Here is a 19,256-nt window from a genome sequence, read left to right as displayed (position 1 = left end):
CGCGGCGGGGCGGGCGCGGCGGGGCGGGCGCGGCGGGGCGGGCGCGGGGCTCGGCGAGGCGGTCGAGCAGGTCGGCTATGCAACTAGTTGCACAGCGACTCGTTGCACATTACCGTTCGGTAGCATGGCGTTGGAGCACGCGATCCTCGTGTCCCTGGACGAACGGCCCGGCACCGGCTACGAGCTGGCCCGTCGGTTCGACAAGTCCATCGGCTTCTTCTGGGCCGCCACCCACCAGCAGATCTACCGCACCCTCAAGCGCATGGACGACCTGCGCTGGGTCACCGCCGAAGAAGTCGCCCAGGACGGCCGCCCCGACAAGAAGGTCTACCGGGTCAGCCCCGAGGGCCGCCAAGAACTCCAGCGGTGGCTGCAAGAGGCGGGCGAGCCGGCCACCGTCCGGCACGACCTCGCCGTCAAGATCCGGGGCGCGTCACTGGGAGACCCCCGCGCCGTCGCCGAGGAAGTGGCCCGGCACCGGCGGCACCACGCCGAGCGGCTCGACGTGTACCGCGCCATCGAGAAGAAGGACTTCCCCGACCCGTCCGCCCTGCACGGACGGCGCCTGCACCAGCACCTCGTCCTGCGCGGCGGCATCAAGGCCGAGGAGGCGCTGCTCGAATGGTGTGACGAGGTGCTCGCGGCCATGCGAGAGGACGACCCCCGATGACCGACTACCCCCACCTGCTCCGGCCCCTGGACCTGGGCTTCACCACCCTGCCCAACCGCGTCCTGATGGGCTCCATGCACACCGGCATGGAGGACCGCGCCAAGGACTTCCCCGCCCTGGCCGAGTACTTCGCCGAACGCGCCCGCGGCGGCGTCGGGCTGATGGTCACCGGCGGCTTCTCCCCCAACCGCGCCGGCTGGTTCTACCCGTTCTCCTCCAAGCTCTCCACCACCAGGGAAGCGCGCAACCACCGGATCATCACCGACAAGGTGCACGAGGCCGGCGGCCGGATCGCCGTCCAGCTCCTGCACGCGGGCCGCTACTCCTACCACCCGCTGTCGGTCTCGGCGTCGGCGATCAAGGCGCCGATCTCCAAGTTCCGCCCCCGCGCGCTGTCCGAACGGGGCATCCGGCGCCAGGTCGACGCCTTCGCCCGCAGCACCGCGCTGGCCCGCGAAGCCGGCTACGACGGCATCGAGATCATGGGCTCCGAGGGCTACTTCATCAACCAGTTCCTCGCCCCGCGCACCAACAAGCGCACCGACCGGTGGGGCGGCACCCCGGAGAACCGCCGCCGCATCGCCGTCGAGATCGTGCGCCGCTGCCGCGAGGCCGCCGGCGACGACTTCATCATCATCTACCGGCTCTCCATGCTCGACCTGGTCGAGGACGGCCAGACCTGGGACGAGGTCGTCGCCCTCGGCCAGGAGGTCGAGGCGGCCGGCGCGACGATCATCAACACCGGCATCGGCTGGCACGAGGCCCGCGTCCCCACCATCGTCACCTCGGTGCCGCGCGCGGCGTTCGCGGGCGTCACCGCGCGGCTCAAGCCGCACGTGTCGATCCCCGTCGTGACCTCCAACCGGATCAACATGCCGCAGGTCGCCGAGGAGATCCTCGAACGCGGCGACGCGGACATGGTGTCCATGGCACGTCCCTTCCTCGCCGACGCGCAGTGGGTGCGCAAGGCCGAGTCCGGCCGCGTGGACGAGATCAACACGTGCATCGCGTGCAACCAGGCGTGCCTGGACCACACGTTCTCCCTGAAGAAGGCCTCCTGCATGGTCAACCCGCGCGCGGGCCGCGAGACCACGCTCAAGCTCCTGCCCACCCGCCGCGCGAAGCGGGTCGCCGTGGTCGGCGCGGGGCCGGCCGGGCTGGCGACCTCCGTCGCGCTGGCCGAGCGCGGGCACGACGTGGAGCTGTTCGAGGCCGAGGACGACATCGGCGGCCAGTTCGCCATCGCGCGGCGCATCCCCGGCAAGGAGGAGTTCGCCGAGACGATCCGCTACTACCGCCGCCGCGTCGAGCTGACCGGCGTCGAGCTGCACCTGGGCCGCCGGGCCGCCGTCGAGGACCTGACCGGGTTCGACGAGGTCGTGGTGGCCACCGGCGTCGCGCCGCGGGTGCCCGACATCCCCGGCGTCGAGCACGCGCTGTCCTACGTGGACGTGGTGCGCGACGGCGCGCCGGTCGGCGCGAGGGTGGCCGTGATCGGCGCGGGCGGCATCGGGGTGGACGTCAGCGAGTTCCTCACCCACGCCACCTCCCCCGCCCTGGACCTGGCCGAGTGGCGGGCCGAATGGGGTGTCGGCGACCCGGCGCGGACCCGCGGCGGTGTCGTGGAGCCCAGGCCCGCCGAGCCCGCCCGACAGGTGTACCTGTTGCAGCGCAAGGAGTCCGGCATCGGCAAGGGGCTGGGCAAGACGACCGGGTGGGTGCACCGGGCGGCGTTGAAGGCCAAGCGGGTGGAGCAGCTGACCGGCGTGAACTACGAGCGCATCGAGCCGGGCGCGCTGCACGTCTCGTTCGGGCCGAAGCGGGAACGGCCGCGCGTGCTGGAGGTCGACACGGTCGTGGTGTGCGCGGGGCAGGAGTCCGTGCGCGACCTGGTGGACGGCCTGACCGAGCGCGGCGTGGTGACGCACGTGATCGGCGGCGCGGACGTCGCCGCCGAGCTGGACGCCAAGCGCGCCATCGACCAGGGCACGCGCCTCGCGGCGACGATCTGAGACGGGAGAACCGGATGAACGCGGCAGAGCGGTTCCGCAGGGCGATCGAGGCCGGCGACTTCGCGGGGGCCACCGCGTTGTTCGCCGACGACATCACGTTCCACAGCCCGGTCAAGTTCCGGCCGTTCGAGGGCGTCGAGGTGGTCCGCGCCCTGTTCGGGGTGCTCCAGCGCACGTTCCAGGACTTCGAGTACGTCGGCCAGTACGACGGCGGGCCGGACGGGCACGTGCTGCGGTTCCGGACCGTCGTCAACGGCAAGCAGGTCGACGGGATCGACCTGATCCAGCTCGACGCCGACGGCCGGATCGGCACGTTCACCGTGATGATCCGGCCGCTGTCGGCGCTGACGACGGTCGGCGAGGCCATCTACGCGGGGCTGGTGGCGGACGGGGTCGTGTCGTAACGCAGGATTTGGGGCATGAGCCGACCCTTCACCGCCGAGCACCTGCGACGGTGGGAGGCGCCCACCGTGCCGGTCTGGGTGTACCGGGGCGTGCTGGTCGTCGGGTGGTGCGTGGCGTTCGGGTACGCCGTGTCCATCCCGGTGACCTGCACGCCCGCCTCCCCGTGCCTGCCCGACCCGGGGTTCTCGGTGGCCGTGGCGCTGGTGCTGGCGACGCCCGTGCTGCTGTGGCGCGAACCCGTGCTCGGGTGTTGCGCCGGGACGCTGTTCGGGCTGCTGGAAGTGGTGTTCGAGGAGCACGACGGCATCCGGCTGGCGTTCCTGCTGCACGGCCTGGCGTGCGCGGTGGTGGCGTTGTGGCTGGTGGAGGCGCGGCGGGCGCAGCACCGGGTGTTCGGCGAGGTCAGCTCGGTGGTGACGGTGTCCCGGCCATTGCCGCAGCGGTTCACCGGCCGGTCGCTGGTGGCCGGGGTGATGCTGGTCGTCGGGGTGCTCGCGTTCGTGCGGTACGGGGTGGTGGCCACGGCGCTGGCCGACCACGAGACGGCCGCGGTCGAGGTGCACGCGCGGGTGCTGTCGGTCGAGGACTACGCGGTGAAGGTGGCGCTGCCGTCGGGTGAGCGGACGTTCTCGGTGCTCACGCCCGAGGCGTACGGGGTGGGCCGGTCGGTGCCGGTGCGCACGGACGGGGCATGGGCGGAGCTGGTGTCCGAGCCGGAGGACGTGACCTTCCCGCTGACCGTGATGGCCGTGGCGCTGGGAATGGCGGTCTTCCTGCGGATGCGGGACGTGACGGCGCGCCGGGCGGCGCAGCGGGTGCTCCACGGCCCGGCGCGGGCCGTGGAGGTGCTGGTGCGGGCCGACCTGCGCGGACGTGCCGTCCTGCACACCGTGGACGGGAAGCCGTTCGGGTCGATGCCGGTGTCGGGGCGGTTCGAGGACGACCGGATGCTCGCGGTGGGCGACCTCAGCCACGGCGGGTGGGTGGTGCTCGTGACGCCGGACGGGGCGCTGCCGCCGACCCGTCCGCTGCGGCCGTACCACCGGGTGCTGCCCAGCTTCGACGACCCGGGCGAGGAGCTGCTGGGCGTGGCCCTGGAGGTGCCGCCGCTGCCGATGCCGGTGCCGCCCTCCGACCACGACGTCCGGACCGCGCGGTGGCTGTTCCTCGCGGCGGTCGTGTTCACGGTGGGCGCGGCGTTCCTGCAGGGTCCGGCGGTGCTCACGGTGCTGTGGACGGCGGGGACGTGCGCGGTGGTGGGCTGGCTGCGCGGCCGGCCGTCGGCGGTCTTCCACCACGACCACGCGCAGGTCCGGTCCTGGCTGCGGACCTACCGCGTGCCGTGGTCGGAGATCACGTCGATCCGCCGCACGGACGACCGGCTGGTGCTGGAACTGGAGTCGGGCACCCGCTTCACCCTGGCCCCGAGCAGCCGCGACGTGACCGAACTGGGCGCCATCGCCCGCCGCCTGCACGACCTGTCCCCGCACGGCGGCGAGGTGACCTCCCGCCTGGGCGGCGCGCTGCCGGTGGGCCTGGGCTTCCTGCTCGTGGCCGGCGCGATCTTGTGGCTGACGTGACCTGATCTGGCTGGGGCGGCCGGTCGGAACGGCTTAGGCTGCGGCTCGTGGACTTCTTCACCGGGCCCGACACCAGGGCGGCTCAGGCGGCGGTCGAGGTGTGTACCGAGTTCGCCGAGCCGTGGTTGCGCAACCACTCGCTGCGGGCGTACTCGTGGGCGGTCGCGTACGGGGCTTCCGCCGGGATCGCCGGGTACGACGACGAGCTGCTCTACGTCGCCGCGCTCCTGCACGACCTCGCCCTCACGCCGTTCTTCGACAGCCACCGGATGCCGTTCGAGGAGGCCGGCGGGCGGCTGGCCAAGGTGTTCGCCGCCGGGGCCGGGTGGGACGCGGCGCGGCGGGAGCGGCTCGACGAGGTCATCGTCCTGCACATGCGCGACGACGTGCCGGCCGAGCAGGACCCCGAGAGCCACCTGTTGCAGGTCGCCGTCAGCGCGGACGTGTCCGGGCGGCGGTTGGAGCTGTTCACGCCCGAGTTCACCGCGGAGCTGCTGGGGCGCTACCCGCGGCTCGGGTTCGCCGAGAAGTTCCTCGAACGGGCCGAGGACCAGGCCGTGCGCAAGCCCGAGTGCGCCGCCGCCGGGCTGGTGCGCGGCGGGTGGCCCGACCGGGTCCGGAGCAACGGCCTGGACCGGTGACCCGCTGGACCGAGGGCCCAGCGGGTCACCTCGATCAGCTCAGGCCGTAGGCGCGGATGATGGTCTGCTCGACCCCGTTGCCCGCCTTGTCGCGGGCCGACGCCTTCAAGGACACGTACTTCGCGTCCGCCGGGTGCGACACCGCCGCCAGCCACCGCTCACCGAACTTCGCCAACGGCGCCGGCCGCCACGACGCGCCGTCGTCGTAGGAGACCTGGACGGTCGTCCGCACGTCCGCCACCGACCCGCCGCCGTTGCGCTGCACGTACACCGGGAACGCGAACGGACGTCCCGCCCGCGCCCGGTTGCGGTCGTCCAGCGTCGGGGCGAACCGGACCGCCAGCAACGGCAACGCCGCCGGGTCGCCGGTCACCGTGTCCGACGTGAAGGTCCAGTCCGCTGTCACGCTCGTGGACAGGTCCGACACCCCGGACCGGGTGGCCTGCGCGTGCAGCACGTACGACGCCCGACCCGCGGGCACGGCGGCGCGCACCGACCCGGCGTAGGACGACTCGCCCACCAGGACGCCGTCGCGGTGCAGGGTGGTCTGCGCCTTGTCGACCGAGGAGAACCCGTAGTGCGTCGGGTCCTGGTCGGTGAACATCGGCATGGACACCGCGATCTGGTCCCCGGACCGCCCGGCCCACTCGTAGCTGCGCCGCATCACCGGGAACGCCGGCCCGTACACGGCGGCGTTCCACCGCTCGGTCACCGGTCGACCGACGGCGAAGGTGCGGGACGTGCCGCTCTGCGAGGTCTCCGGCGGGAACGCGTTGGGCGCGGACAACTGCATGAAGCCGCCCCACCACTCGACACCCGGCGAGTAGAACTCTTGGACCCGCAACGGCATCGGCCCGCTCGCCAACTGCTCCAGGTACGCCGTCCTGCCCTCCGCCGACGCGACGACCACCGTCTGCACGCGGGCCAGGTCGCGGTCGGGGAACCGGCGGGCCAGGTCGCCGGGCACCGCGCCGTCGTGCGTCCACGACACGTGGTACTGGTAGGGGCTGCCGACGAACGTGCCCGCCCCGTCCGGCTCGGCCAGCGTGGCGGTCGCGGTGAACGCGCTCCGCCCCGGCGCGGAGGTCTTGGACGGCGTGAGCAGCAGCCGGTCCGGAGACCCGCCGATCAGGCCGAAACCGGTGTCGCCCCAGGCGGTCTTGCGGTCGAAGAACACCGTGCCGTACCCGGCCCTGGCGGTCGGCCGGTCCACCGCGAAGCTCGGCGTCACCGCGTCGCGGGCGTCGAACGACAGGGTCGTGTCGCCGGACACCACGATCGCGGGTTCGGTCAGGTAGGTGTTCTTGCGCAGGTGGACGGTGCCGACCCAGCCGTCGAAGTAGTACGTGCCCTTGGGCAGCCGGGCCACGATGGTGCCCGACGGGTCGTGGTCCACGTAGGCCTGCGGTCGGTCCACGTCCACGAACCGGTACCAGTAGTCGGCGGTCGGCTTGCCTTCGTGGTCCACAAAGGACAGTGTGACGTCGTAGCTCTCGACTTCCTTCACCACGGTGACGGGCGTCCGCAACACGACGTCCCCGCCCGTGGCCACGATCGCGCCGCTGTGGCGGCCGTCGGGGCTGTCCAGGGAGGTCGTCGCGGTCACGGTCACCTCGGCCTGCCCGCCCGCCGGGACGGTGACCGGCGCCGGCGACACGGTGATCAGGCCGGAGGCGGCTCCGGCGGGGTCCTTGACCTCGGCCGTGACGGCGAAGGTCACCGGGGTCGCGCCGTCGTTGCGGTAGGTCAGCTTCCGCTCGATCGGCTGGTCGTCGTGGTGCGGCCACCGGGCGGTGCCCAGGCTCAGCGACGGCGGCGTGGCGTGCGCGGTCTGCCGCACCGCCCGTGCCACGTCCACCCGGCCCGCGCCCTGCTCGAACACCGTCAGCGCGGGGTTCGGGCGCGCGCTGGCCATCAGCGCGGACTTGAGCCGCGTGGCGGTCCAGTCCGGGTGCCGCGCGGCCAGGATCGCCGCCGCGCCCGCGACGTGCGGAGCGGCCATCGACGTGCCGGACAGGGCGAGGTGCGCGTCGCCGACCGGGTCGCCGATCTTGGCGTTGCGGGCCTTCGCGGCCACGATGCCCACGCCGGGCGCGGTGATGTCCGGCTTGATCGCGCCGTCCTCCCAGCGCGGCCCGCGCGAGGAGAACTCGGCGAGCTGGTCGGCGCGGTCCACGGCACCCACGGTGAGCGCCGCGTCGGCCGCCGCCGGGCTGCCGATCGACTCGTCGCCCGGCCCGCTGTTGCCCGCCGAGACGAGAGAGGGCTTATCCACCCTCGGTCAGTAGGCAGTCTACCAGGGCAAACGTATGGTTTCATGATCATCAGGTCGGTCATGGCGCCGCCGACCGCTACGCACAGCTGGCCTCTGATCCATTGGCCGGGTGGCAGAAGGAGGCGTGGTTGGGCGGCAAGCTCGAGCCTGGGGGTGCAGGAGGGCGGATGCGTGACCCGAGCCGGCGAGAGCGGCCTGCGCGCCTTGAACCGGCTCACTGGCTTGCTGAGGGCTCGTCTGGGGCGCGGCGTGGGCCGGGCTGCCTTGAGGGCTCTCGAACGACACACGGACGACCTAGGCATCAAAGCGGGTCACGCGAGAGTGGTGACCTCCGGCTGGTGTCGGATGCCCGTGCGAAGATGATGAGCTGACGGCGCGTACCGAGGTGATCCATGGCGAGCGACCCCTACCACTACCCACCCGACCTGATCACCTTGCTGGTGGACACCATCCCGCTGCTTCAGCGGTCGAAGCCGGACACCGTGCGCTTCTTCCGGGCCTGCGGCGTCGACGAGCGTCACCTAGTCGACGTGCAGCGCCGGGTGGCCACGGACCGTACGTCGATCACCAAGTACGACATCGCCCGGACGGCCCTCGCGCGGGTCAACGAGGAAGGCGACTCCGGGCTGCGGGCCCGCCGCGAGATCGTGCGTCGGGTGGTCGAGTGGGAGGACTTCTCGACCTGCTGGCCGGAGGAGGCGCTCAAGGCGCAGGGACTGGTGGCCAGGGTCCGCCAGCTCGTCAACGCCAAGGACGCGTTCGTCCGCATGCAGCAGGAGCGCGACCGGGAACGGGAAGAGCGCCTACAGGTGCAGCGCGAGGCCGCCGCGGCGGTCCAGCGTAAGCGCGAGTTGCGGCAGGAGCTGCGCGGTGACCTCGCCAAGCTGTTCGGCATGCCGGACCCTCGTCAGCGCGGGCTCAAGCTCGAGGCCTTGCTTAACGAGATTTTCAAGTTGGACGGCCTCGGGGTGCGAGAGAGCTTTACCTTGACCACGGAGAGCGGACAAATCGGCGAGCAAATCGATGGCCTCATCGAATTGGACAATCAGCCGTACCTCGTTGAGGTCAAGTGGTGGAACAAACCTCTCGGCGTCGATGGGGTGTCGCAGCACCTCGTCCGCGTGTATAACCGGGCCGACGTCCGTGGACTCATCATTTCCGCATCCGGTTTCGCTGACACGACCGTCAAGCTGTGCACGGATGCCCTCTCGCAGAAGACGATCGTGCTGGCCGAGCTGCGCGAGATCGTGTACCTGCTGGAGCGCGAAGGCGACTTCGCAGAGTGGCTAAAGAGTGAAGACACGAGCCGCGAGCGTGGACCGGAAGCCGTTGTACTTGCCAAGCGTCGATGACGTCGCCTGACGATAGGGCCTGGACATGCCGCTGCCGCCCCTCCTGGGAGAGGGGCGGCAGCGGGTTCGTGAGCTGGTTACCAGCGACCGACCTTGATCTGCGGCGGCATCCAGTAGATCTCCGCCCAGATGCCGTGGTTGCTCGCGTTGCCCCAGCCCGCTGCCCACTGCTTGATCAGGTTGCCGGCGGCGGAGCACAGCCAGCCCGGGAGCCGGGTCGCGCAGGCCGCCACACCGGCCGCGACGGCGCCGTTGACGACGTCGGCGTACGACACGATGATCCAGAAGTGGTCACCGGTGATGCCGGTGGACAGGTTGGCGGTCAGGTCGCCCCCCTTGTTCGGGGTACCCGGGCTCGTCCCGACGGTGAGCGCGCCACCGAAGGCGTCCTGGAGCTGGGTCAGCACGTGGAGGCGGCCCTCCTCGGTCGACACGAGGGCCGTCCACTCCTGCCGCTCGGAGGCGGTCAGCCGGAGGGGGATGTGGGCGTTGCCCGTCTCGCGAGTGGACACGGCGGCGCCTTGCGCTGCCTGCGAGACGTTGGCGGTGGCCGGAGTGGCGACCGCCAACTGCGCGGCCGGTGCGAGGAGTGCCACTCCCAGCACCGCGCCGATCAGCGCGCGGAAGGTGATGTTCACGGTCTCTCCCTGGTCTTCTCGCTCCCGCCACCTCGAGGTGGCGGGGGCCGCGCTTGCGGTGAAGGCGGCCTGGTTGCCAGGTTGGATGGACCGGCTGTGCTCGGACTGATTTGATCATGATCCAGCGACCTCAGCGGTGCCGGGTATTTCATGTTCCGGCGATCACTTGCCGTCGGACGAGGCTCTGTTCACTCGAACGGCCGAGCGCTCCTCGCGTCAGGGAGTGACGCATATCGCGATGGTGGCGCACGCAGCGTGCTCCGTGTACACCCGATCTCGGGAGAGATCACGCTCAGTCGGGTTTTCGGTTCGGCTTTCCGCGCTGTGTCGGGTCGCGATGAGGGACGACGGTGGACTTCCAGCTTTTGGGTACGACGCTGGTCCGGGCGGCTGACGGCCGACTCGTCGAACCGCGTCAACAGCAGGTTCGGACGCTTGTCGCCCTGCTGCTGCTCGACCGCGACACTGTGGTCTCCAAGAGCCAGATCGCCGCCAGCTTGTGGCCGGACGAGGCTGATAAGGACCAGGCCGCACTCGACAACCGCATCCACCAGGTGGTGCGCACGCTGCGTAACCTGCTGGGCGATTCCGACAAGACGATAATCGCCACCAAAGACAACGGCTACCTGATCAGCGTGGACCGTGAGCAGGTCGACCTCTACCGCTTCCGCGACCTGGTTAAACGTGCGCTTGCCAGCACCGACCATGCAGCCCGTCGCGCGGACCTGTTGCGCGAGGCCTTGGCGCTGTGGCGCGGAAGCCCGCTGACGGACAGCCTGCCCGGTGCTCAGGGCGACGGGATCAGAGCCAACTACGAGGAGGAACGCCTCGCCGCTCTACGCGAGCGCGTGGAAGCGGATCTACTGCTGGGGCGTCATGGCGAGCTGGTGAGCGAGCTGCGCGACCTGACAGGGGCGCACCCCCGTGACGAGCGTCTGCACGGGCAGCTCATGCTGGCCTTGTACCGCTGCGGCCGACAAGCTGACGCGCTGGACGTGTACGCGCAGTGCAACCAAGCCTTGGCCGAGCTCGGCCTGGTTCCCGGATCTGATCTCGATCGGCTACGCGACCAAATTCTCGCCCGTGACAGCACTCTCGACCTGCCTGAACCCCCTGCGGATGAAGATTCCGCGGCGATCGTGCGCGCGCTGCCTCGGCCGCAGCAGGTTCCCGTGCTGCCGCCGCTGTTCACCGGACGGGCGGACCAACTGGCGGTTCTGGACGCCGGGGCGAAGGTCGACAGCGCGGCCGGCCCGCAGATCTGGGTGATCAGCGGGCCGGGCGGCATGGGTAAGAGTTGGTTGGCGCAGCACTGGGCGGTGCAGCACCGCCACCTCTTCCCTGACGGACAGCTCTACATCGACCTGCACGGCTTCGGCAAACAACGGGAGGCCCTACCTCCGAGCGCCGCCCTGCGGGAGTTCTTCGACGCTTTCGGCGTCCAACCCGACCAGATGCCACGTACCGATCAGGCCAGGGCGAACCGGTGGCGGTCGCTCACCGCCGAGAAGACGCTACTGGTTCTGCTGGACAACGCCGCCTCCAGCGAGCAGGTGCTGCCTCTCCTGCCGGCCGGGCCGAACTGCACGGTGCTGATCACCAGCCGCACGCACCTGACCGACGTGATCGCCCGCGGCGCGCGCCACCTACACCTGCCGCCGATGAACGACGACGAAGCACGTCGACTCTTGGTCACCAGGCTGGGCGCCGACCGAGTATCTGCTCAACCAGAAGCCGTCCAGGCGCTGCTGAGCGCCTGTAGCGGTTACCCGCTGGCCCTTGGAGTGCTGGCCGGACGCGCTCAGTACAACGCTGAGGTGCCCCTCGCTGCCCTCGTCGACGAAATGGAGCTGACCGAACTCGACATCTTCGATACCGACAACCCGGACGGCAGCCTGTCGGCAGTGCTGGCATCCTCTCTCTCCGCCCTCGACGAGGATCTTGTCCGCGCGTTCACGCTGCTGACACTGAGTCCGAGCCCCGACTTCGACGGCACCGCAGCCGCCGCTCTGCTCGCACAGTCCCCTCCCCGAACCCGAGCGCTGTTGAAGGGTCTCGTCCAGGTATCGCTGTTGGAACAGACCTACGACGACCGGTACCAGACCCACGAGCTGATCCGCAGCTACGCCGCCCAACGGGCGAAGCAGGCATTGCGCCCGGAGGAACTGGAGGCCGCCCGCCACCGGATCCTTGCCTTCTTCCTGCACAGCGCCGTCGCCGCCGACCATCTCCTGTCCCGAACACGCCAGTCCATCGACCTGGAACCGCCGCCACCCGGCTGCATTCCGCTGGAGTTCGCCACCGAAGAAGCCGCGATGCGCTGGCTCAACCGCAATCACCGCAACCTGCTCGCTGCTCAGCAGCTAGCGGCGGATCTCGAGTATCACCGAGAGGCGTGGCAGTTCGCCTGGGCGATGCATACCTTCCACGCCCGGCGCGGGCACCGCCGCGATCACCTCGTCACCTGGGAACTCGGCCAAGCTGCCGCCGACGCGCTCGGTGAACCCGCCGTCGTGGCCCTGGTGAGCCGCCTCCACAGCGGCGCCCGGACGAGGATGGGCGATGTCGATGGGGCTCTCGCCCTGCTGCACCGTGCGCTCGACAGCACGACGGCCACCGCTGACCGCAACGGGCAGATCCTGACCCACCAGTTCCTCGCCTGGCACTGGCAAGAACGCCGTACCTACGACCAGGCGCTGGAACACGCGTCCCGCATGCTCGAACTTCTGGAGATGCCCGGCCAGGGTGATCGCGCTCGCACGGCGGAGGCCCACAACATCGTCGGCTGGTGCGCGGCCCAACTTGGAAACTACGGTGAGGGCGTGCGGCACTGCACACAGGCGCTCGAAGCCGCCCGCATGCAGCACAATGGGCCGCTGGAAGCGGCATCGCTGGACAGTCTCGGGTACATCGCCCTGCACACTGGACAGACCGAACAGGCGGTCACGCACCTGACCGCGGCCCTGGAACTGCTGCGGGCGCAGGAGAACGCGACCGCTGTTGCCGACACCCTGGACCGGCTCGGCACTGGGTACGCAAAGCTCGGCGACCACCAGAGCGCCCGCCGTGCCTGGACCGAAGCCCACGATCTCTACCGGCAACAGCAACGCACTGACGATGCCGTTCGGGTACGGAGCGTGCTGGAGCATCCACCACAGACCTGAGGCGTCGACCTCCCCTCGGCCAAGAGCGGTCACTCCCTCGCAGCTTCAGCCCGTACGAAGTCCTCAAGGCCGCTTTCGGGGTGGAAGTAGACCTCATCCTTGGCCGCTGCGATCTGGATCCGGTTCAGGTACGCGACCCTGCCCGGCGGTATCGCGCCGATCGCAGCGTGGTGCGGATCGGTGACGACGTACAAGTGGCGGCCGAGGGGCATCACCACGCTGTCGGCCCGGTCGACACCGACGCCACTGGACAACCCAAGCCGCGGCTCATCGTGCAGGATCGGCACGGCGGGTACGTCGCCGATGAGGAACTCTTGCGTGGTCCTGAGGAACTGGAGGTGACGGCGATCGAGGAAGGCGCGCACCAACGCGTACGCACGCTCCTGCTGAGCCCTGAAGAGGAAGCCGTCGTCGTACTTCGCCTTGGTCGCCGCGTGCAGCCGGTCGATACTGGCATCGACCCAGTCGGTACCGGTCAGGAGGAGTCCGGTCTCTCGCGCCATATGCTGGCGGAGCGCATCAGGGTGCTGCCGGAGTTGGTCTCGGATCGCCCCGCTTACCGCCTCCCAAGCAGTCTGATGGATGATTGGCGCCTCCTTGCTGCGCACCGTGTGGAGCGCCAGCATGTCCTTGATGACTTCCATCAGGTGAGGCTTGTTCAGGATGGAGCCGTCGTCAGCGGCGGCCAGGGCAGCCGGGAAGGCGTTCTCGATGCGGCTCCACATCTGCTCGGCGTCCTTCGAGGCGTAGCGGATGAAGTCATCCACCTTGCCGCACGCCTTGGTGCCGAGGAGCCGCACGCGCCGGTCAAGACGGTTGACATCGAGCCGAGCCATCTCCACGCCACCAGGTGGCTTGTCCCACGTGAACCGTCGCAGGATGACCTGAGAGATCACGTGCTGCTTCTTCACGTGGTTGGTGGCCTGGGCCGCCAACTCGGCCCGCCGCTGGTTCAGTTGCTCGGCGTATGCCTTGGCCTCCGGGTCGAGCCACATGGCGACAGCATGGCAGGTTCCTCGCTCAGTGTCTTGACCAGGCGAAACGTGACCAGGCCTCGTTGGCAGGTCTCCGACATCAACCCTTCGGAGGACACGGCTGGTCCATGCCATGCCCGCTGGAATATGTGTCCCACGGATCAACAGGGGCCGACCGCGGACCAGGGGCGCGGAACGTGGTTGACGGCCTCTCATGCCGCTAGCCGATGCGACACTGAGAACTCCTGGGTTCTGGCAGCCTTCGGCCAGTGTCCGTTCTGGCGGCGTCGGGCGGCGGGATGGACGGATCCAGGGGCCATGTACGGGTGGATGGGCAACTCACCCTCGGGCTGACCGTGATGACGCGTCGAGTCGGTCGCCACACGCCTACCATCTCGTCATGGCACCGGAAGACGACGCGCAGTTTGATGCTGGGCAGCTCATCGACCAGATCTTCGAGCTCTGGGTTCTGCCGTACATCCAGGCTGCGGGTCTTGACCTCACTCGGGCCGACGTTTGGCGAGCCGTCGTCGTCATGCCATCGAGCGGTCAGGTTGGGGTACTCCTCAACGACGAGGCTGAACTAGTGGCGAAGGCCAGGGTCAACGCCGCTGTAGCGGTCGGGGAGCCGGTCACCGTCGACAGCGCCGACGACATCGAGTCGTTTCGCTGCTTCTCCTGCTTACTCTGAGGCGATCAAGAGGCAGGACCAGCCGCCGTCAAGGTGGAGCGCCCCACCCGCTGGCAGCTCGAGTGCGGGTGAGGACGAACGACCTTGGACGGCAGAGGCGCAGGCCTGACTACGATCGGCGCAGAGTAAGCAGGAGAAGCAGGTACAGCAGAGGCTGTCAGTCTCGCTGTGGTGACGTTTGGCCTGGCCGGCGCTGGTCTGGCGACGGAGCGATGCGTAGGGCGAGGCGTAGGCCGATGCGTAGGGCGAGAGGCAAGAGCGGCCAGCGGGGACCCGGGAGGTGCCCGGCCGCCGTGGTTGAACCTCTGGCGTCCGTTACTTGCTCAGCCGTGCATCCCCAAACGCCACGCTGTAGTAGCTGTTGAAGTCGCTCCGCTGGTCGGTAATCGTGCAGGTAATCGTAATCTGCGTTGCGCCTTCTAGTTTCACCGACAGATCGGCGGACTTGTCGATGGAAACTGTCATGTCGTCGCCGAGTTGACGGTTTCCGTCCTTTATGATGCGAATTGTCGACTTATACCCTCGAACGGCGGCCGTTGTGCCTTGCTTATCGTCCAAGCCCAACTTTCCTGTTAGCGTGTCGTATCCTGCAACCGAGAAGGTCGAACTGCGACCATTCGGCGTGCACGCCTGGTTGAAGCTGTAGGGGTAGGAAACGCCGCCAATGCTAACGGATGTGGGGCCGCTGATATGGCTTGAGTCGACGGCCTTGATCTTGATAAGAAATTGCGTCTCTGGTTGCGACTTTGTTTCCAATCCCGTCCCGTTCGAGGCTGAATGCGCGACATTGCCTGTGTTGGTAGTCGGCACAGTGCTGGTGGACGAAGTCGATGGTCCTGGATTACCGCTAGCCTGTGGGCTAAGCCATTGACTGATAACGGCGCCGCAAAGTCCACCGCCGACCAGGGTCGACAACAAAGCCACGAGTGCGAAACCTAGAGACAACGAGCCTCTGTGTGCTATGACGATGAGGAAGACGACGGCCCCTAAAATCAGGACCGCGCCGGAAATCGCTGCCGCATACCAACTGCTCTTGATGGCGATCAGAAAGCCAGCGAGTGGGAAAACTATTCCCAAGAACTGGGGCAAAACCGAGGGCTGAGAGGGTGGCTGAGGAGACTGCATTTCCACACTCCTCGATTGACGGGAAGATGGAACCTAACGGGCCGTGACGTCTCCGGCGCGCTCCATCTCGGCCGCTCGGGACTTCCGGCCAGCACTGACGGCAGGATGCCGCTCACTTGTACGCTCTGACCTTGCAAGTGAAGGGTGAACGTTCAGGCTGGACACGGTGGGTGTGAGTGCTTGCCTCTCGTTTGCTGTGCCCGAAAGAGGACGGGTAGTTAGATTTGTAAGGAAGTTCGATGACCTCGTGCCCGTTACTATCCACGAAGACATAAGTCCAAGCAGGGAAGATGTCCTCGCGTGTAGTGGTCACATCGACAATGCAATGCGCCGCAGCGGTCACAGGCCGTCCGTCTTCGTAGAGGAATGGTACGCCGCCAGTCTCGAAATCACGCCATTCAACGTGATTTACGGATACGGTGAAACTGTCTCCATTGAGTATCTGTTCGCTAGGTTCACTCGGACCGCCTGCACCCGCGGACGTAGTACTGGCACAGCCCGGCGAGATCATGAGCAGTGCGCTGATGGCTGTCAGTGCTGCCGCCTTGATTGAAAGGCTCATGCGAGACTAACCCCCGTCGCCATGAGTAAAGACGAGTTGGAACATCCGTTCGTCGAGTCGTGTCCCATCTCCACGTGTGGATCAGGGCGTGTTGCAACGGCTGTATGTAGTAACCATCCACCTGGAGGGGCAGTGCGTTACACCGTTTGCCTACGTGGTGTGGCCGATAGGGCACGGCAACGCCGCGTTTGGACGATCATCTGCACCGAGCGCTCGGAGATCGACGCGTCACTCGTACAGCAGTAGCGGCAGGACGTGCTCGCCGACGCCGGTTACGAAGGCTCGTAGGTCACCTGCGCGTCTTTCGATAAGGCGCCCGAGGTACGCCGCCCGCCGTTCGTTCGGTGCCAGTAGCAGCACCTTGGGGAAGACCGGCCCGTCTGGCCGCTCGGCGTTGTAGTAGGCCAGGTACTGCGGCACCTTGACGGCGATCTTGGCGCCCCACTGCGTGCCGCGGTCGATCTCGATGAAGAAGCTGCCCTTACGGCGGCGGCCGTCATGGACGACCCCCAACTGGACGTAGGCGTCAGGCTTCAGGACTTGGCGGTTACCGAAGTAACGCCAGGAGTACGGCTCGGTTTCGAATTTCAGCAGGGTGAGGTGGCCCGCGCGGTCGGCCTCGACCAGCTGGACGTACAGCTCGGTCACGGCCAAGTAGTGCGCGATCGTCGGGTCGAAGGGCACGTACGGCCGGCGCGGGCGAGCGCTCGTGAGTTGGGCGAGGTCGTGCCCGACCGTGTCCAGGGTGTAGAGGTAGCCCTGAGACCCGCCGCCTGGGCCGCCGCGGCCCCGGCTGCCTACCCGGGCGAGGATGTGGTGGTCCGTCAGGCGCTTGAGAACCGCTTGTCGGTTGCGGGGCCGGCTCTTTGGCGGCAGATAGGCGAAGTGCAGCCGCTCCAGCTGGCCCGCGGTCGCCAGCTTGAATCGGCCGACGTCGTGGATGATGGCCCGGTCGCGGTCCGTGAGCTGGGGCTGGAGGGCGTCGAGGACGGCCCGGGAGATCGTCATTCCGGCCAGTCCTCCCACCCCACCGCTGGTGCCGTGGCCTCGGCCGGTGGCTCTGGTGGCGAGGCCGCCGCCGGGACGGGTCGGGCCGCCGGGCGGTGGGCGTGACCCGCCCGGTGCAGCTGCTCGTAGGCGGCGAGGGCTTCGGCCATGGGGCGGGCGTAAGCGGCCAGTGCCCGCCGCCGGGCCTCGGCCCCGATGCTGGCCACCACCGCGTGGCCAGCCTGCCGGTAGCTAAACAGCACCGGCGGGTCGGCTTGCAGCGTTTGGCCGGAGACCGCCCGGGAGATGCCGCCGGGGATGGCGAGGCGGGCCAGTACTTCCCAAGCACCGAGGTGCTTGACGTCTTCGGCCGTCACCGGCTCGCCCAGCTCGGCGGCCAGCATCCGGGCGTGGGTGTCGCTCGTGGTCTGGAACACCACCTTGCTGCTCATGTTCGAGAACACGTCCGCCCGCAGGGCCGGGGTGAAGCGGCCGGGCTGTTGGTGGGCCAGCGTCAGGCCGATGTCGTGGCCGCGGGCCCGGGCCACCATGGCTTGGTACGAGCCGGCCGCCATGTCGTCGAACTCGTCGACGTACCAGAAGAAGGGCTGGTGCTGCCCGCCGCGGCGAGCCTGGGCGGCTTGCCAGAACTTGGCCGTCAAGAGCGACCCGATGAGCGGCCGGACCTCTTCACCCAGTTCGTGCTCGTTGAGGGGGACGAGCAAGATCTGGTTGCGAGCCAGGATGTCGGCGAAGTCGAGGCCCGCCCGGCGTTGGCTCAAGGACGCTTGCAGCCGCGGTTCCATCAGGAGCGCGCCCAGCCGGTGGTTGATGGGCGCGGCCTGGTCCTGCTTGTCACGGGCGGCCTCGAAATCCAGCCAGGCGCGGTGCAGTACGGGATTGGGGCGCAGCAGTGGTTCGAGCTGGCGGCGGAAGACCCGGCCCTGCGGCCCGGCGTCGAGGATGAGCGACAGTTCCGTCAGGGCAAAGCCACCGAGCGCTAGCGCAGCGATGGCGGCTCGCAGCAGGTTGACGGCCCGCGGGGCACTGGCCATGGGCGACAGGGCGTCGACGATGCGCACGATCTGGCCGGCTACGGCGTAGGGCTCGCCTTGGAGCAGGTTGAAGCCGACGGACCAGGCCTTGTCGGCCGGGTCGTACAGCACGACATCGTCCAGCCGGCGCTCCGGAATGCGGTCGAGGATGCGCGGCACCGAGTCACCCTTGGGGTCGAGGTAGGCGACGCCGAAGCCTTCGGTGATGTCGTCGACGATGAGGCGTTCCAGCAAGGTGGTCTTGCCCATGCCGGACGGACCGACGACATACAGGTGCCGCTTGCGTTCCTCCATCCCGAGGGCCAGCACCCGTCGCTCGCCGGCCGTGGTGTTGTCGATGAGGTGACGGCCGACGCTGGTGATGGCGGCTTCCGGCCCCAGCTGCTGGGCGGCGCCGAGGCGCAGGCCGCGGACCCGCGGCGTACCGACAGGCACCAGGCAGACGACGGCCAGCGTGCCTGCGGTGAGCACGTCCGGCCACCCCACCCGCGGCAGCTGCTGGCCGTTGATCTCCGCGCTGAGCGTGCGGCGGCTGCCGATCCGGGGCAGCTCGAACACATGCAGGCTGCGGTAGGCGGTGCGCACAAGATGGATCAGGCGTTCGGCGGCCTCGTCCGCGGGGGCGCTGGCGGCGAGCCGCAGGCTGACGGCAAAAGCTGGGTCGCCTGGCGTTACCGCGGGCCGACCGACCGGTGTCATGATGGCCTGCACCAGCACCGCCTGGTCCGGCTCCGACACGACCAGGCTTTCGAGCAGCACGCGCACCAGGCGCGGATCGGCGGCCAGCTCGACCTCCTGCGGCCGGTGCAGCGCCAACACGCGGTTCCACCTCTGGCCAGGTGGCGGCGTCGCCAGGTCGGTGAGGGCCAGACCCGGTAGGACGCCGCGCAGGCGGCTCCGAACCACTTCGGCCTCGGCGGCTGGGACCGTCAGCTGGTGGGTGAGGCCCGCCGAGGTGGAGCGCACCTCAAACACCAGCGTGGGTAGGACGCCCAGGCCCACCCGGCCGACCGGCCGGAACAAGGCGCTCAAGGTCGTGAACAGCCGCGCGGCCGTCCCAGTCTCTAGGGCCTCGGGGAACACGAGATCCACGGTGTGCGGGGGATGGCTCACGCGGCGGGGCAT

General features: G+C 69.0%; 14 protein-coding genes. 8 read left to right on the top strand and 6 right to left on the bottom strand.

Annotated features, from left to right (window positions below):
• Positions 1-124 precede the first annotated feature (124 nt).
• From AB0A74_RS09795 to AB0A74_RS09775, 5 genes are read left to right on the top strand one after another with little or no spacing between them, the layout of a single operon-like run.
• Complete coding sequence (locus AB0A74_RS09795) at positions 125-670, top strand: PadR family transcriptional regulator (RefSeq protein ID WP_358248426.1); 546 nt, start codon at positions 125-127, stop codon at positions 668-670.
• Complete coding sequence (locus AB0A74_RS09790; protein WP_358248425.1) at positions 667-2,682, top strand: NADPH-dependent 2,4-dienoyl-CoA reductase; 2,016 nt, start codon at positions 667-669, stop codon at positions 2,680-2,682. Before AB0A74_RS09795 ends, AB0A74_RS09790 begins: the two co-directional genes overlap by 4 nt.
• 14 nt (positions 2,683-2,696) lie before the next feature.
• Positions 2,697-3,086 (top strand): nuclear transport factor 2 family protein, encoded by a 390-nt coding sequence (locus AB0A74_RS09785; RefSeq protein ID WP_343934669.1) that lies wholly within the window; start codon positions 2,697-2,699, stop codon positions 3,084-3,086.
• A 15-nt stretch (positions 3,087-3,101) separates the two neighbouring features.
• A complete protein-coding gene (locus AB0A74_RS09780) occupies positions 3,102-4,667 on the top strand; it encodes a PH domain-containing protein (protein WP_358248424.1) in 1,566 nt (521 codons plus the stop codon).
• A 47-nt stretch (positions 4,668-4,714) separates the two neighbouring features.
• Positions 4,715-5,308, top strand: a complete 594-nt coding sequence (locus AB0A74_RS09775; protein WP_358248423.1) for an HD domain-containing protein — start codon at positions 4,715-4,717, stop codon at positions 5,306-5,308.
• A gap of 34 nt (positions 5,309-5,342) precedes the next feature.
• Here the strand turns inward: AB0A74_RS09775 and AB0A74_RS09770 are convergent, their stop codons facing one another.
• Complete coding sequence (locus AB0A74_RS09770) at positions 5,343-7,583, bottom strand: S8 family serine peptidase (protein WP_358248422.1); 2,241 nt, start codon at positions 7,581-7,583, stop codon at positions 5,343-5,345.
• Positions 7,584-7,975: 392 nt separating this feature from the next.
• Here AB0A74_RS09770 and AB0A74_RS09765 point away from each other — a divergent pair, with 392 nt between their 5' ends.
• The gene (locus tag AB0A74_RS09765; RefSeq protein WP_358248421.1) at positions 7,976-8,935 is read left to right on the top strand and encodes a restriction endonuclease; all 960 of its coding nucleotides are present in this window, start codon (positions 7,976-7,978) and stop codon (positions 8,933-8,935) included.
• A 77-nt stretch (positions 8,936-9,012) separates the two neighbouring features.
• Here the strand turns inward: AB0A74_RS09765 and AB0A74_RS09760 are convergent, their stop codons facing one another.
• The gene (locus AB0A74_RS09760; protein WP_358248420.1) at positions 9,013-9,573 is read right to left on the bottom strand and encodes a hypothetical protein; all 561 of its coding nucleotides are present in this window, start codon (positions 9,571-9,573) and stop codon (positions 9,013-9,015) included.
• Positions 9,574-9,923: 350 nt separating this feature from the next.
• Here AB0A74_RS09760 and AB0A74_RS09755 point away from each other — a divergent pair, with 350 nt between their 5' ends.
• A complete protein-coding gene (locus tag AB0A74_RS09755; protein ID WP_358248419.1) occupies positions 9,924-12,737 on the top strand; it encodes a BTAD domain-containing putative transcriptional regulator in 2,814 nt (937 codons plus the stop codon).
• 29 nt (positions 12,738-12,766) lie between these two features.
• Here AB0A74_RS09755 and AB0A74_RS09750 read toward each other — a convergent pair whose 3' ends face one another.
• Positions 12,767-13,732, bottom strand: a complete 966-nt coding sequence (locus tag AB0A74_RS09750; protein ID WP_358248418.1) for a DUF4238 domain-containing protein — start codon at positions 13,730-13,732, stop codon at positions 12,767-12,769.
• A 379-nt stretch (positions 13,733-14,111) separates the two neighbouring features.
• Between AB0A74_RS09750 and AB0A74_RS09745 the strand changes: the two genes are divergently transcribed.
• The gene (locus tag AB0A74_RS09745) at positions 14,112-14,402 is read left to right on the top strand and encodes a hypothetical protein (RefSeq protein ID WP_358248417.1); all 291 of its coding nucleotides are present in this window, start codon (positions 14,112-14,114) and stop codon (positions 14,400-14,402) included.
• A gap of 315 nt (positions 14,403-14,717) precedes the next feature.
• Here AB0A74_RS09745 and AB0A74_RS09740 read toward each other — a convergent pair whose 3' ends face one another.
• The 3 genes from AB0A74_RS09740 to AB0A74_RS09730 form a co-directional block, all read right to left on the bottom strand.
• Entirely contained in the window at positions 14,718-15,527 is an 810-nt protein-coding gene (locus AB0A74_RS09740) for a hypothetical protein (protein WP_358248416.1), read from the bottom strand.
• A 790-nt stretch (positions 15,528-16,317) separates the two neighbouring features.
• Complete coding sequence (locus tag AB0A74_RS09735; protein ID WP_358248415.1) at positions 16,318-17,097, bottom strand: replication-relaxation family protein; 780 nt, start codon at positions 17,095-17,097, stop codon at positions 16,318-16,320.
• Positions 17,094-19,214, bottom strand: a complete 2,121-nt coding sequence (locus tag AB0A74_RS09730; protein WP_358248414.1) for a hypothetical protein — start codon at positions 19,212-19,214, stop codon at positions 17,094-17,096. The genes AB0A74_RS09735 and AB0A74_RS09730 overlap by 4 nt, the downstream gene beginning before the upstream one ends.
• Between the last annotated feature and the right edge of the window lie 42 nt (positions 19,215-19,256).

This window comes from Saccharothrix sp. NPDC042600 (genome assembly GCF_040647305.1).
Taxonomy (GTDB): Bacteria; Actinomycetota; Actinomycetes; order Mycobacteriales; family Pseudonocardiaceae; genus Actinosynnema; species Actinosynnema mutabilis.
Note: the sequence above shows the minus strand (reverse complement) of the source record. Positions and strands in the feature narration are given on the sequence as shown.